12 protein-coding genes are annotated in these 14721 nt (G+C 59.9%); 6 read left to right on the top strand and 6 right to left on the bottom strand.

Annotated elements, in window-relative coordinates; translation table 11 throughout:
- Positions 1 to 38: 38 nt before the first annotated feature.
- Positions 39 to 1514, top strand: coding sequence for an inorganic phosphate transporter (locus tag ACO77H_RS06150; protein ID WP_115127556.1), 1476 nt, complete (start codon positions 39 to 41; stop codon positions 1512 to 1514).
- A 146-nt stretch (positions 1515 to 1660) separates the two neighbouring features.
- On the opposite strand, the gene ccoM is transcribed toward ACO77H_RS06150, so the two are convergent.
- The 3 genes from ccoM to ACO77H_RS06135 all read right to left on the bottom strand — a co-directional run bounded on the left by ccoM (position 1661) and on the right by ACO77H_RS06135 (position 2479).
- Positions 1661 to 1777, bottom strand: coding sequence for a cytochrome c oxidase subunit CcoM (gene ccoM / locus ACO77H_RS06145; RefSeq protein WP_029297086.1), 117 nt, complete (start codon positions 1775 to 1777; stop codon positions 1661 to 1663).
- Positions 1778 to 1920: 143 nt separating this feature from the next.
- Positions 1921 to 2079 carry a hypothetical protein gene (locus ACO77H_RS06140; RefSeq protein ID WP_170058354.1) on the bottom strand — a complete coding sequence of 53 codons (159 nt, stop codon included), beginning with the start codon at positions 2077 to 2079 and terminating at the stop codon, positions 1921 to 1923.
- 58 nt (positions 2080 to 2137) lie between these two features.
- Positions 2138 to 2479 (bottom strand): hypothetical protein, encoded by a 342-nt coding sequence (locus ACO77H_RS06135; protein WP_029297088.1) that lies wholly within the window; start codon positions 2477 to 2479, stop codon positions 2138 to 2140.
- 218 nt (positions 2480 to 2697) lie between these two features.
- Here ACO77H_RS06135 and rapA point away from each other — a divergent pair, with 218 nt between their 5' ends.
- Positions 2698 to 5544, top strand: coding sequence for an RNA polymerase-associated protein RapA (rapA, locus tag ACO77H_RS06130; protein ID WP_169955510.1), 2847 nt, complete (start codon positions 2698 to 2700; stop codon positions 5542 to 5544).
- A 167-nt stretch (positions 5545 to 5711) separates the two neighbouring features.
- Here rapA and ACO77H_RS06125 read toward each other — a convergent pair whose 3' ends face one another.
- On the bottom strand, positions 5712 to 7058 hold the full coding sequence (locus ACO77H_RS06125) for an MFS transporter (RefSeq protein WP_115127555.1): 1347 nt from the start codon (positions 7056 to 7058) through the stop codon (positions 5712 to 5714).
- Between the two features lie 247 nt (positions 7059 to 7305).
- Between ACO77H_RS06125 and ACO77H_RS06120 the strand changes: the two genes are divergently transcribed.
- The 3 genes from ACO77H_RS06120 (at position 7306) to ACO77H_RS06110 (ending at position 12433) form a co-directional block, all read left to right on the top strand.
- Positions 7306 to 7674: a YkgJ family cysteine cluster protein gene (locus tag ACO77H_RS06120; protein ID WP_169955508.1), complete on the top strand. Its 369-nt coding sequence runs from the start codon at positions 7306 to 7308 to the stop codon at positions 7672 to 7674.
- Between the two features lie 143 nt (positions 7675 to 7817).
- Positions 7818 to 10043 carry a putative bifunctional diguanylate cyclase/phosphodiesterase gene (locus tag ACO77H_RS06115; RefSeq protein WP_432755157.1) on the top strand — a complete coding sequence of 742 codons (2226 nt, stop codon included), beginning with the start codon at positions 7818 to 7820 and terminating at the stop codon, positions 10041 to 10043.
- Between the two features lie 209 nt (positions 10044 to 10252).
- Positions 10253 to 12433, top strand: coding sequence for a hypothetical protein (locus ACO77H_RS06110; protein WP_169955506.1), 2181 nt, complete (start codon positions 10253 to 10255; stop codon positions 12431 to 12433).
- 304 nt (positions 12434 to 12737) lie between these two features.
- Here ACO77H_RS06110 and ACO77H_RS06105 read toward each other — a convergent pair whose 3' ends face one another.
- Positions 12738 to 13043, bottom strand: a complete 306-nt coding sequence (locus ACO77H_RS06105; RefSeq protein ID WP_170042903.1) for a DUF2288 domain-containing protein — start codon at positions 13041 to 13043, stop codon at positions 12738 to 12740.
- Complete coding sequence (locus ACO77H_RS06100) at positions 13040 to 13201, bottom strand: hypothetical protein (protein ID WP_169955504.1); 162 nt, start codon at positions 13199 to 13201, stop codon at positions 13040 to 13042. The genes ACO77H_RS06105 and ACO77H_RS06100 overlap by 4 nt, the downstream gene beginning before the upstream one ends.
- A gap of 183 nt (positions 13202 to 13384) precedes the next feature.
- On the opposite strand from ACO77H_RS06100, the gene ACO77H_RS06095 reads away from it, so the two are divergent.
- Positions 13385 to 14512 (top strand): branched-chain amino acid ABC transporter substrate-binding protein, encoded by a 1128-nt coding sequence (locus ACO77H_RS06095; protein ID WP_169955503.1) that lies wholly within the window; start codon positions 13385 to 13387, stop codon positions 14510 to 14512.
- Positions 14513 to 14721 lie beyond the last annotated feature (209 nt).

Raw genomic sequence — 14721 nt, 5'->3', positions numbered from 1 at the left:
ATAATCGCGCCCCCTTACGACCGGGTCATAAAACCTTCATGATCGATTTATTCAGCGGACTGGATGCCTGGGTTCTTGTGAGCCTATTGCTCGCCCTCGCCTTTGTCCTCGCCTTCGAGTTCATCAATGGCTTTCATGACACCGCTAACGCGGTGGCCACAGTCATCTATACCAAAGCGATGCCGCCGCACCTGGCCGTATTCTTTTCCGGGGTGTTCAACTTCCTTGGCGTGTTGCTCGGCGGGGTAGGCGTTGCCTATGCCATCGTGCATCTGCTGCCGGTGGAGTTGCTGATCAATGTCAACACCGGCCATGGCCTGGCCATGGTGTTTTCATTATTAGCCGCGGCCATCACCTGGAATCTCGGCACCTGGTACTTCGGGATCCCGGCATCCAGTTCCCACACCCTGATCGGTTCGATCCTCGGTGTTGGCCTGGCCAATGCCCTGATCAACGACATTCCGCTGGCAGACGGGGTCAACTGGCAGAAAGCCATTGATATCGGTGCCTCGCTGGTGTTCTCGCCCATGGCCGGCTTCCTGGTCGCAGCCCTGGTGTTGATTGGCCTTAAATGGTGGCGTCCGCTGTCCAAGATGCACAAGACTCCGGACCAGCGCCGCAAGCTCGACGACAAGAAACACCCGCCGTTCTGGAACCGCCTGGTACTGGTGATTTCCGCGATGGCCGTGAGTTTCGTGCATGGTTCCAACGACGGTCAGAAAGGTATCGGCCTGATCATGCTGGTGCTGATTGGTATCGTGCCCGCGCAGTTCGTACTCGATCTGGGCAGCACCACTTACCAGATCGAGCGAACCCGCGACGCCACCCTGCACCTCAACCAGTTCTACCAGCGCAACCACGAAACCCTCGGCGAATTCCTTGCCCTGGGCAAAAGTGTCAGAGACGACCTGCCCGGCAAGTTCCGTTGCAACCCGCAACAGACCGAACCGACCATCAACGCCCTCCTTGGCACATTGAAGGGTGTATCCGACTACCACTCCTTGACCTCCGAGCAGCGCATTGAAGTCCGTCGCTACCTGCTGTGCCTGGACGATACCGCGAAGAAAGTCGGCAAGCTGCCAGGCCTTGATTCCCGCGAGAAGTCGGACCTGGAAAAACTGCGTAAAGACCTGACTGCCACCACCGAATACGCCCCGTTCTGGGTGATCCTTGCCGTGGCCCTGGCCCTTGGCCTGGGCACCATGGTGGGCTGGAAGCGCGTGGTACTGACCATCGGCGAGAAAATCGGCAAGCAGGGCATGACCTATGCCCAGGGCATGTCGGCGCAAATCACCACCGCCACCATGATTGGTTTTGCCAATATCTTCGCCCTGCCGGTGTCCACCACCCACGTGCTGTCTTCGGGTGTGGCCGGGACAATGGTCGCGAACAAGAGCGGCCTGCAAGGCGGCACCGTGAAGACCATCCTGATGGCCTGGATCCTGACTCTGCCGGCCACGGTGAGCCTGTCGGCCGGGTTGTTCTGGCTGGCGTCCAAGGCGTTGGGCAGTTAACCGACAACGCAATTAAAAAAGGCGTGACCTGCGAGGGTCGCGCCTTTTTTTGTGCTTCTGTGGGACAGGGAGCTAAATACCGGGCAAAAAAAAGGGCGACCGAAGTCGCCCAAAATGCCTTGCGTGCTCATGTAACCCGGAAAAACCTATGGTTTTTTACGCTTGTTAGCGTCTTTCCAGATAAAAAATCCAAACCCTACAAAAAACAGCACCATGAGGCCGACAGTCAGCACCCCGGCAAAAACCACATTATCGAAAAACATGACCGGCCTCCTGCTCTTGCCCTGTTGCGATGGGGCTAAGTTAACCAAGAAGTCGGGGGGAGAAATTGACGGGGATCAATGTCGCCCGCAACGGGGCGTAAAGAAGGGAAATAACTGACCTGAATCAACAGATTCAGGGCATTTCAGCGCTTTTTGCCTTTGTTTTTCGACTTTTTCTTCGCCTTGCCCAACGGCATGGCCTGCTCGAACGCCTGGCGCACGTCATTAAGGCGCTTGTCATTGAGGTCATGGACCCGTTTGGCCCGCTCGGCATTCAGGTCGATCAGCTTGTCGTCACTCATGGCATGGCTTACGTGGTGGCTGGAGTGCCTCAATAATGCGGCCTGGCCCGCCCGGGGGTCAAACCTCGACGTCCACCCACAACCCCTGGCGGGGTGCGTCCTCGATCAGCGGCGCGACCGGTACCGTATTGTCGGCGTTGAGCTCATCACCCGGGATGGCCAGGTGCTGCTCGGGATCTTCGTCGGCCTCGCGCCGGCGTTTCTGCTGTTCCTGCTGGCGTCGTTGTTCCTCGCGCAGCATCAGGGTCGATTGCTCGGCGTCGCGGTGCTTGAGGTCGATGGTGCTTTCGTTGGAGCTCGGCTGCGCAGGCACCACCGGCGGGATATCGGGCTTTGGGCGCACGGGGTCGAGTTGTGACGTGACCGGCACAACACTCAAGGGCAAGATCGGTGGCAGCATAATTATTAGTCTCCTGTCAGCAGGCTGTCGGCTGGTGCACTGGCGACTTGAGCCTGGGGCCGCCAACTTGTGACCCAGTCGTCAGTTACCCGTGCCCTGCCACCCGTCGAATCGCCCTCTTTGATCCCTGCAAGCGGAGTAGTTTTTGTCAGAGTCCTTTGGCTGGGGGCCTTGTTCCGTTAGAATAGTCGGCTTTTTCACGGCGGGAGTCAGGCAGCATGGCGCAGCAGTATCAACCGGGGCAACGCTGGATTAGTGACAGCGAAGCAGAGCTGGGGTTAGGCACCGTTCTCGCACAGGACGGCCGCTTGTTGACCGTGCTCTATCCGGCCACTGGCGACACCCGCCAGTATGCGCTACGGAATGCGCCCCTCACTCGCGTGAGGTTTTCGCCGGGTGACACCATCACCCACTTCGAAGGCTGGAAAATGACCGTGCGCGAGGTCGACGATGTCGACGGCCTGCTGGTCTACCACGGCCTCAATGGGCAGAACGAGCAGGTCACCCTGCCGGAAACCCAACTGTCGAATTTCATCCAGTTCCGCCTCGCCAGCGACCGTCTGTTCGCCGGCCAGATCGACCCGCTGGCCTGGTTCTCCCTGCGCTACCACACCCTGGAACACACCAGCCGCCAATTGCAGTCCGCGCTCTGGGGCCTGGGCGGCGTACGTGCGCAGCCGATTGCACACCAATTGCACATTGCCCGCGAAGTCGCTGACCGTATCGCGCCACGGGTGCTGCTGGCCGACGAAGTGGGCCTGGGCAAGACCATCGAAGCCGGCCTGGTGATCCATCGCCAACTGCTGTCCGGGCGCGCCAATCGCGTGCTGATCCTGGTCCCGGAAAACCTGCAGCACCAATGGCTGGTAGAGATGCGCCGGCGTTTCAACCTGCAGGTCGCGCTGTTCGACGAAGAACGTTTTATCGAAAGCGATGCCAGCAACCCGTTCGAAGACACCCAGCTTGCGCTGGTGGCCCTGGAATGGCTGGTGGACGACGAAAAAGCCCAGGACGCGCTGTTCGCCGCCGGCTGGGACTTGATGGTGGTCGACGAAGCGCACCACCTGGTCTGGCACGAAGAAAAAGCCAGCGCTGAATACCAACTGGTCGAGCAACTGGCCGAGACCATTCCCGGCGTGCTGCTGCTGACCGCAACCCCGGAACAACTGGGCCAGGACAGCCACTTCGCCCGTCTGCGCCTGCTGGACCCGAACCGTTTCCACGACGTCAAAGCCTTCCGCGCCGAGAGCGAGAACTATCGCCCGGTGGCCGAAGCGGTCCAGGAATTGATGGACAAGGGCCGCCTCTCGCCGGCCGCGCACAAGACTATCCAGGGCTTCCTCGGCAACGAAGGCGAAGCGCTGCTGGCTGCCGTCAACGATGGCGACACCGAAGCCAGTGCGCGCCTGGTGCGTGAGCTGCTGGATCGTCACGGCACCGGCCGCGTGCTGTTCCGTAACACCCGCGCCGCGGTGCAAGGCTTCCCTGAGCGCAAGCTGCACGCCTACCCGTTGCCGTGCCCGGACGAGTACCTGGAACTGCCGTTGGGCGAGCATGCCGAGCTGTACCCGGAAGTCAGCTTCCAGTCGCAGCCCGATATCGAAGAAGAAAACCGCTGGTGGCGCTTCGATCCGCGCGTCGAGTGGTTGATCGACCAGTTGAAGATGCTCAAGCGCACCAAGGTCCTGGTGATCTGCGCCCACGCCGAAACCGCCATGGACCTGGAAGACGCCCTGCGCGTGCGTTCCGGCATCCCGGCCACGGTGTTCCACGAGGGCATGAACATCCTCGAGCGGGACCGCGCCGCTGCCTACTTCGCCGATGAAGAGTTCGGCGCCCAGGTGCTGATCTGTTCGGAAATCGGCAGTGAAGGCCGCAACTTCCAGTTCGCCCACCACCTGGTGCTGTTCGACCTGCCATCGCACCCGGACTTGCTGGAGCAACGCATCGGGCGTCTGGACCGGATCGGCCAGAAGCATGTGATCGAACTGCACGTGCCGTACCTGGAAACCAGCCCGCAAGAGCGGCTGTTCCAGTGGTACCACGAAGCCCTGAACGCCTTCCTCAATACCTGCCCGACCGGCAACGCCTTGCAGCACCAGTTCGGCCCGCGCCTGCTGCCGCTGCTGGAAAATGCCGACGACGGCGAATGGCAAGCGCTGATCGACGAAGCCCGCGCCGAACGCGAGCGCCTGGAAGCCGAGCTGCACACTGGCCGCGACCGTTTGCTGGAGCTCAACTCCGGTGGCGCTGGCGAAGGTGACGCACTGGTCGAGGATATCCTGGAGCAAGACGACCAGTTCACCCTGCCGATCTATATGGAAACTCTGTTCGATGCGTTTGGCATCGACAGCGAAGACCATTCGGAAAACGCGCTGATCCTCAAGCCCAGCGAAAAAATGCTCGACGCCAGCTTCCCCCTCGGCGACGACGAAGGCGTGACCATCACCTACGACCGCAACCAGGCGCTGTCGCGCGAAGACATGCAGTTCATTACCTGGGAGCACCCGATGGTCCAGGGCGGCATGGATCTGGTGCTGTCCGGCTCCATGGGCAACACCGCCGTGGCGCTGATCAAGAACAAGGCGCTCAAGCCGGGCACCGTGTTGCTGGAGCTGCTCTACGTCAGCGAAGTAGTGGCGCCGCGTTCGCTGCAACTGGGTCGCTACCTGCCGCCGGCAGCACTGCGCTGCCTGCTGGATGCCAATGGCAATGACCTGTCGGGCCGGGTGTCCTTCACCACTCTGAACGACCAGCTGGAAAGCGTGCCCCGGGCCAGCGCCAACAAGTTCGTACAGGCCCAGCGCGACCAACTGACGCCTCGGATCAACGCCGGCGAAGAGAAAATCGCCCCGCGCCACGCCGAACGTGTGGCCGAGGCGCAACGCCGCCTGGCAGCGGACACCGACGAAGAACTGGCGCGCCTGACCGCCCTGCAAGCCGTCAACCCGACCGTGCGCGACAGCGAACTGGTTGCCCTGCGCCAACAGCGCGAGCAAGGCCTGGCCATGCTCGACAAGGCGGCGCTGCGGCTGGAGGCGATTCGGGTGTTGGTCGCCGGTTAATCCGCGCCCTGCCCTGATGAACAAAAAGGCCCGCGCAATGCGGGCCTTTTTTATGGGGTTTTGCGGGCCTCATCGCAGGCAAGCCAGCTCTCACAGTGATCGGTGCGCTAACTGACAACTCGGTTAACTGTGGGAGCTGGCTTGCCTGCGATGGCATCACCTCGGTTTCAAGCTGTAGCCGCCGCTGCCGGCACCTCAACCCTCCCCAACCCATCCTTCATCCGCTTGGCATCGCGCACAAAACACCGTGAAGCCTGGAACAGAAACAGCATGGTCAGGAACAACGCTACCGGGATCAGGTACATAGCGTCATGCAGGCCCACGGCCTTGAACGCCTCGGTCATTTGCTCGGCACCCGCCGCGTACATCGCCGCATGGGCAAAGTGATCAGACAGTGCGCCCACCACCACCGGCCCCATGCCACCGCCCAGCAGATACAGGCCGGCGAAGAACAACGCCATGGCCGTAGCCCGCAGGCGTGGCTCCACCACGTCCTGGATCGCCGTGTACACACAGGTGTAGAAGTTATAGGCGAACAGCCAGCCCACACTGAACACCGCGACAAACACCCCAATCTCGATACGCCCCGCATGCAGGGCCCAGGCCGTGCATACCGTGGAGATGATCAGGCTGAAGGCGGCAAACAGCAGCCGACCGTTGGCAATGCGCTGGTGAATCTTGTCCGCCACCAGGCCGCCCAGGGTCAGGCCGAACAGGCCCGTCACGCCGACAATCACCCCGGTCGCCACGGCCGCTTCTTGCAGTGGCATCAAAAAGTAGCGTTGCAGCATCGGCACCAGGAACGAGTTGCAGGCATAGGTCGCAAAGTTGAAACACAGCCCCGCCAGCACCAGCCACAGGAAGGTGGGTACCGCCAACACGCGGCGGATCGGCCGGTCGACTTTCTCCTGGGAAACCTGCACGGTTTCGGCCGCACCGCGCTTGGGTTCCTTGATGTAAAACATGAACACCGCGAGGATCAGCCCCGGGATGGCCGCAATAAAGAACGGCGCTCGCCAGCTGTCGAACGCCTTGACCATCGCGCCGATGGTGAAGAACGCCAGCAACAGCCCCAGGGGCAGGCCCAGCATGAAAATCCCCATGGCCCGGGCGCGACGGTGGGCCGGGAACAGGTCGCCGATCAGCGAGTTGGCGGCCGGCGCATAACTGGCTTCGCCAATGCCGATGCCCATGCGCACCAGCAGGAAGGTCCAGAAGCTGCCGACCATGCCGTTGACTGCCGTCAACGCGCTCCAACTCGCCAGGCCCCAGCCCATCAGCTTGCTGCGCGAACCGGTATCGGCCAGGCGCCCCAGGGGCAAGCCGGCAATGGCGTAGACGATGGTGAACGCGGTGCCGATGATGCCGAGCTGGAAGTCACTGAGGTGCCATTCCATGCGGATCGGCTCGATGATGATCGCCGGGATCGTGCGATCAAAGAAGTTGAACAGGTTGGCCAGGAACAGCAGGAACAGAATGCGCCAGGCATTCGCCGCTTGGGTCGAGTTCTGCATGGGTCCGTCTCTTTTATTGTTATAGAGGCTCGATGCCGACGCATCCTGCCCGGAACCTGCAATCTAGTCAGGCACGGCGCGGTTGTCTGTAATGATTCGTAAAGCTGATAGGGCGTAATTTCATCCTGGACAGCGGGGTTTTGCCCGGCAAAAAAATAAGCACCCGCCCCCCTTCCCAAGCGCCTTGGCAGGAATAGAATAGCGAGCCTTCCGCAGTTCCCCCCTTACCTCTTATTGATGACGTGCCATGTCCGATGCCAGTCCGTGTCTGAATTGCGGTGCCTGCTGTTCACACTTTCGCGTGTCTTTCTTTTGGGGCGAATGCGCCTCATCAGGCGGCACCGTGCCCGATGAACGGGTGGTACAGATCAACCCCAGCCGGGTGGCGATGATCGGCACCGACCAGAAACCGGCACGCTGTTGCAGCCTGGAGGGCGAAGTGGGCAGCGGCACCCGCTGTTCAATCTATGAGCAGCGTTCCAGCGTGTGCCGGGAGTTCGAGGCGTCGTGGAGCCAGGGTGAAGTCAACGTCGACTGCGACGCCGCACGCGCGGCATTTGGCCTGGCGCCGCTGGAACAGCCGCCTTACGAGTTTGAGCTGCCCATCAGCGCTTAGCACCATTGGCTATGGCCAGCATGCCAAAATCGAAGAAATCAAAATGCCATTACGGCTTGCGATTCCGTTGAGCCTTCTATACTCGATTCCATAGGTCATCGCCGCGCGCAGTGACACGAGATGACTCTGTAACGGGACATGCTATGGAATGGCTGGGTCTGCATTTTTTTACCCCCCTTCCCGAGAGCGGGCATTTATTAGTCGATTGCACCCATAACCCCTTCCTGGTGCTACTGGCGTACCTGGTTGCCTGCGCAGCGGGCTTCGGCACCCTGGACATGGCCGAACGGGTCGGCCACGTCGACAACCTGACGGCAAAACGCCGCTGGCGCTGGATCGGCGCCGGTTGCCTGGCTGGCGGGATCTGGTCGACGCACTTCATCAGCATGCTGGCGTTCCAGGCGCCCATCGCCATCCATTACGAACTGTTCATGACCTTTGCTTCGTTGCTGATCGCCATGATCGCGGCGATGTTCGCCATGCAAACCCTCAGTCATGCACAACTGCGCTTTCATCAGTACCTGGTGGCGTCCATCTGGATGGGCCTGGGCATCGCCCTGATGCATTACGTGGGCATGTCCGCCATGCGCTCCGAGGCCCAGGTGTATTTCTCCAGCGGGCTGTTCGGGGTATCGATAGCAATCGCCATTGGCGCCAGCCTCGCGGCCTTGCTGCTGTCCCGCTACCTGCGCAATGGCAGCGGGATGTTCCACCAATTGCTCAAGTACGGTGCCAGCCTGGTGCTGGGCGCCGGCATTATCAGCATGCACTTCACCGGCATGGCCGCCATGCAATTGCTGGTGCCCACCGAGGCCGCGCCGTCGTTGCCGATCGATAACAACCCCATGCAGCTGGGGCTGTCGGTGGCTGTCATTACGTTGCTGGTGATCGGCAGCAGCATCAGCGCGGCCCTCGCCGACAAGAAACTGCAGCACAAGGAGCGCGACCTGCGGCGAGTCAATGCCTTGCTGAGCGAGCTGGACCAGGCGCGGGCGTCCCTGCAGCAAGTGGCCCATTACGACGCCTTGACCAGCCTGCTCAATCGCCGGGGCTTCAACCAGATCTTCGCTGAAAAACTCGCGCAGAAAACCCAGGCTGGGGGCATGCTGGCGGTGATCTTCCTCGACATCGACCACTTCAAGCGGATCAACGACAGCCTGGGCCACGACGCCGGCGACGAACTGCTGACGGTGCTGGCTGGCCATATCAAGAGTTCGGTGCGCAGCCACAATGATGTGGTGGCACGGTTCGGCGGCGATGAGTTCTGCATCCTGATCAACATCCATCATCGCGATGAAGCGCGGCACATGGCCCAGCGCATCATGCAAAAAATGAAAGAGCCCATCGAACTGGCCGGCCGACGCATGGTGATGACCACCAGCATCGGCATCAGTGTATTTCCCGAGGACGGGACCACCAGCGAGGAACTGCTGAAAACCGCCGACCTGGCGCTGTACCAGTCCAAGGATGGCGGGCGCAACAGCCTCAACTTCTTCAGTTCCAACCTCAAAACCCGGGCCTCTCTTGAACTGCAGTTGGAAGAGGAGCTGCGTAACGCGTTACGCAGCCAAAAAGAACTGGTCCTGCACTACCAACCCATCCTGGACCTGCGCAAAGGCAAGGTCACCCGGCTCGAAGCCCTGGTGCGCTGGCAACATCCCCTGCATGGCTTGCTGGCGCCAGACCGGTTTATCGGCATTGCCGAAAACAACGGCCTGATCGCCGAGCTGGACAACTGGGTACTGCGCCAGGCCTGTGCCGACCTGGGCTGGCTGACGGACCAGGGCCACCCGGACCTGACCATGGCCGTCAACTGTTCGGCCCTGAACCTGGCCCGTGACGAGTTGGCCGATGAGATCGAATACGCCTTGCGCAGCAGTGGCATCGCCGCCAGCCGCCTGGAGCTGGAAGTCACGGAAAATGCCTTGATGGGCAACATCAGCAGCACCCTGGTCCTGCTGCGGCAAATCCGCGCGCTGGGTGTCGCGCTGTCCATCGATGACTTCGGCACCGGCTATTCCTCGCTCTCCTACCTCAAGCGCCTGCCCCTCAATACACTGAAGATCGATCGCTCCTTTATCCAGGACATCCCCAAGTCCACCACCGATATGGAGATTGTCCAGGCGATCATCGGCATGGCCCACACCCTACATTTGCAGGTGATCACCGAAGGCGTGGAAACCCCGCAGCAACTGGAGCTGCTGGTCAAGCATGGCTGCGATTACGTGCAGGGCTACCTGCTCAGCGCGGCGGTGCCGGCCAGTGAAGTCAGCGCGGTGATCACCGCGCTTGACCAGCACAACCCGCTCACACCGCTAAGCCTGGCGGGCGGCAAGGACGCCTCTTCGGTTGTACGTCCCATCCGCTGAAGCGCAGCAGCCTTGGCATTTCGCCATCATTTTGATTAAAGAACGCCGACGAACGGCCGATTCATGAGAGTCCGGCGTCGCTTTTCCCTAGAAACAATAGGGTTAAGACTGATCGCCGAGGCCTAAAACGCACTGTAAAAGTCGCGAACTCTCACTCGGTGATGGCTCTTTAATGCTTTCCAGCCATCCGTCCAGGCACATGGCGCACAATGACTTCTAAAAATAACCCTGTTACTGCGGTATCCGACGTGTTGCTCACAGCTCCTGCGGAAAAACCCTCAGGCTCAAAGTCATTGCACAGTCAACGTGCGCTGGGCACCCAGCAATACCTGTACTTCACCGAGACCAACACCGACCGCATCCTCGACAACCTCGACGGCCTGCGCGACATGGTCTTCCCGCGCCCGCCGCACCTTGAGGGTGACAGCGAGTTGCGCAGCGAGCAGGAGTTTCCCTCGGTCTGCCTGATCGGCCTGGGGCGCTGCGGTTCCAACATCGCCCTGGATGTGGCGGAGTTGGTGTACAACGCCCGCAAGTTCTACCTGAACGAGTTCAGCACCGAAGACAAATCCTACGTTGAAAAGGGCTACAGCCCAGCCCAATGGATCCGCAACAACCTGCGCCTGGGCGCCAGCAAGGCCAGCAAGCCGGTGTTCCTGGTAGAACCATTGGTGATGCTCGGCGACCTGGACAAGGACATTGCCGGGCGCATCCGCTTCTCGCGCAAGGGCGAGAAAAGCGGCTTTTTGCGCGACTACAGCAAGATGAAGATCATGGACCTGTCGGAAGTGCATGCCGGCGGCGCCGGTAACGCCCCGATCCTGGGCCAGTACCTGGCCAAGATCATCCTCAATAAGGATACCCAGCGGTTTTCCAGCCCCGACTGGAAGATGATCCACTCGTACCTGATCGACTCCTGCGGGATCAAGGCCAACCAGTCGCGCCTGTATTTCTCGATTTTCAGCGCCGGCGGTGGCACCGGCTCGGGCATGGCCTCGGAGTTTGGCCTGGCCCAGCAACACTCGTACATGAACAAGACCTTCGACACCAAGCCCGCCGACGAGCACGACAGCAAGAGCGGCCATGCCTTCGTGTTCGAGCCGATCTTCACCAGCGGCATCTGTGTGCTGCCGAACATCTCCGATCACCGCAGCGAAATGTCCGAGGCGCTGCATATCAACGCCGGTCGGCTGCTGTGCAAGTACCTGTCAGAGGAATGGGACTTCTCGTACAACTTCGACAATGAAGACAGCAGCGAGGCCAGCGTCAAAGGCCGTATCCGCCCGTGGAACGCGATGATGCTGATCTCCAACGACATCATGCGTTACGCCGAAGAAAGCGACGACGGCAACATCCAGAACATTGACGTCAATGCCATGGAAAAACACGCCAACCAGTACATCTCACAGCAGATCTTCAACATTCTGACGGCCCAGGCGGTGACGACCGACTACGACCAGAACTATTTCCGCCGTGCCGGCATCGATATCGGTGAAACCATTCGCCTGGACGCCAACGACCTGTTCATGAGCCTGGCCGGGCCGGTGGCAATTGCCTATGCCGAGTCGGTCGTGCCGGAAACCCCGGCGCCGAGCAACGACAAGTTCAAGGTGTTTGAAAAAGAACCCCAGCGCCTGAACATCGATGACCTGTTCTTCCGCTCCATCGACCTGCCCCACTTCAATAAGGTCACCCAGGCCATCGAAGGCATCAGCCTGTTGCCGATCGAATCCAAGCGCTATAAGGCGTCCCTGGAGCAATACAAGAATTCCGGCTATGACGCGGCGGCCCTGCATGACCTGCACTTCTTCAAGAACTGCTCGTCGGTGGTGTCTATCGTCTCCCTGCCCAAGGACTACAAGCTGTCCTATATGGACCTGAACCGGCTCAAGACCCACCTCAACAGCCTGTTCCCCAACACCACGCTCAAGCGCTACGCCCTGGTGATCGGCGCTTCGGCCAACCTGTCGCTGACCACCCTGATCGCCAAGAGCCCGTGCCTGTCGGATGATTTCCTGACGTTGATCGTGGCCTTTATCAAACGCTGCTTTGCCCGCAACCCGTACCGTTTCGACGAGACGCTGGACAACTCGATCCTGGATTTCATCATCCACGAAGACTTCGACGAGGACCGTATCGACGAGTTGCTCAACGAATTCGAGAACCCGGCGAAAATCCTCGATACCAACTGGTACGCGATCAAGCCGATGTATGAGAAGAAGTACCGCGAGCTGATCAACGACAAGGAGAAGTTTGTCTCGATCAACGACATACGTCTGTCGCGCGATTGCGTGAAGAAGGCGATCAAGTACCTGCGTGAGATTTATCGTCACCGGATTGGCAAGACCAAGGTTATTTCCTTGAATAACCATACGGGCAAGACCGCCTAGACCGCGGCGCGGCCTTCGCGAGCAAGCCCGCTCCCACAGTTGACCGAGGTCTACCCTTGGAATGCGGTCGACTGTGGGAGCGGGCTTGCTCGCGAAAGCGGTCTGCCAGGCGACAATATCCATAACCTTGCCACACCAAGAAACAATTCCCCCGGCCATTCGCGGCCCGCAAAACTGTTCCCATGACGTTTACGTCACCCTCCCTTGTGACCTTTCTTCACGGCCAGTTGCCATCATGGGCAAAGCGGTTACTCCGCTACACACTTTTAAAGGCGCGAAACTCGCACCATTTCGGTGCCTGCGTTTAGTTTGATGCCCTTTCCTGGATCAGAATCCACGGCGAAACCACCACCGCCCACAGGCTCGGATTACGCTCCACCAGGTCCAATGCCCGCGTCGCAGACACTTCGCCAAGGCTCCCCGAGGCCAGCCAGGCAGCCACTTTGTCCCGACTGTCCTCGGCCATCCCCTCGGCCGCTTCGATCAAATCCAGACCGGCGTCGACCCACAATAGGGCACCCTTGGCGAAGAACGGTTCAAGCTCCTTCCAGGAAATTTCCGCGGTTTCGCCGAGCAGCTTGGCATAGAGGGTGCTAGGTTCTTGCGTCATGGGAACTCACCTGAGGAAAAAATCGGCGCAATCATACCGTCGAGGCTTCCCCAGAAAAACCCAGTTGCAATTGAGGCACCGATTGAAAGTGTCAGGAACGCCAAGGATTGCCCGAGACTCTGGCATTCACCCGCCGCAATTCTGTCTTTTTCTTTCATTTAAGCGACATACCCGGGGTTTGCCCCCAGCAGCTAGCTTTTCAAGCGATCAACCGGCGCTCTACACTGTACCGGTACAGTTGCCAGGCCGCTGCCGGGGGGATATCCGAGATATCTGATCCGGTTCTGTAGCCCACAAGGCCGCTAGAACTATAAAAAATACAACAGTAAGAGTGGAGCACTATGAATAAGGCTACTAAGCAGATTTCCAAACTGTTTGCCGCTATGGTCCTGGCTGGGGTTGCCGGCCATTCGTTCGCAGCTGACACCATCAAGATCGGTATTGCCGGCCCTAAAACCGGCCCTGTGACCCAATACGGCGATATGCAATTCATGGGTGCCAAGCAAGCCATCAAGGACATCAACGCCAAGGGCGGTGTCGACGGCAAAATGCTCGAAGCCAAGGAATACGATGACGCTTGCGACCCTAAACAAGCCGTTGCCGTAGCCAACAAAGTGGTCAACGACGGCGTCAAGTTCGTGGTCGGCCACCTCTGCTCCAGCTCCACTCAACCTGCAACCGACATCTACGAAGACGAAGGCGTGATCATGATCACCCCGGCGGCCACCAGCCCGGAAATCACCGCCCGTGGCTACAAGCTGATCTTCCGTACCATCGGCCTGGACAGCGCCCAGGGCCCTGCGGCCGGCAACTACATCGCCGACCACGTCAAGCCAAAGGCCGTCGCAGTCCTGCACGACAAGCAACAATACGGTGAAGGCATCGCCACTGCGGTCAAGCAGACCCTCGAAGGCAAAGGCATCAAGGTTGCCGTGTTCGAAGGCCTGAACGCCGGCGACAAGGACTTCTCCTCGATTATCCAGAAGCTCAAGCAAGCCAACGTCGACTTCGTCTACTACGGCGGCTACCACCCAGAACTGGGCTTGATCCTGCGCCAGGCCCAGGAAAAAGGCCTGAAAGCCAAGTTCATGGGCCCGGAAGGCGTGGGCAACGACTCCATCTCGCAAATCGCCCAGAAAGCCTCCGAAGGCCTGCTGGTCACCCTGCCGAAATCCTTCGACGCCGACCCTGCGAACAAGGCCATCGTCGACGCACTCAAGGCTGACGGCAAAGACCCAAGCGGTCCGTTCGTGTTCCCGGCCTACTCGGCGGTTGAAATCATCGCTGGCGGCATCGCTGCTGCAAAAAGCGAAGACACCACCAAAGTGGCCGAGGCCATCCACGCGGGTACCTTCAAGACCCCGACCGGCGACCTGAGCTTCGATAAGAACGGCGACCTGAAAGACTTCAAGTTCGTGGTCTACGAATGGCACTTCGGCCAACCAAAAACCGAAGTATCCCCTCAGTAAGCCAGGCGTTACTGGACAACAAGCCCACTGTGCAAGCAGTGGGTTTTGTTTTACGAGGTTTATGGGCCACGCACCCGCGATCCGGGCGCTGGCTCACCTGAAAATCTTAAAACCGTCACCAGCGGTTCGCTGGCAAATGCTTTGTGCAAATGTGCTCACAGAACACAGCACCAGGCTGGAAGATGACTCCACCAGTGAAATGCGTATCG

It is taken from the genome of Pseudomonas sp. WMBT8 (genome assembly GCF_050916005.1).
In the GTDB taxonomy this organism is placed as follows: domain Bacteria; phylum Pseudomonadota; class Gammaproteobacteria; order Pseudomonadales; family Pseudomonadaceae; genus Aquipseudomonas.
This window is presented reverse-complemented; position numbering and strand designations above follow the sequence as displayed.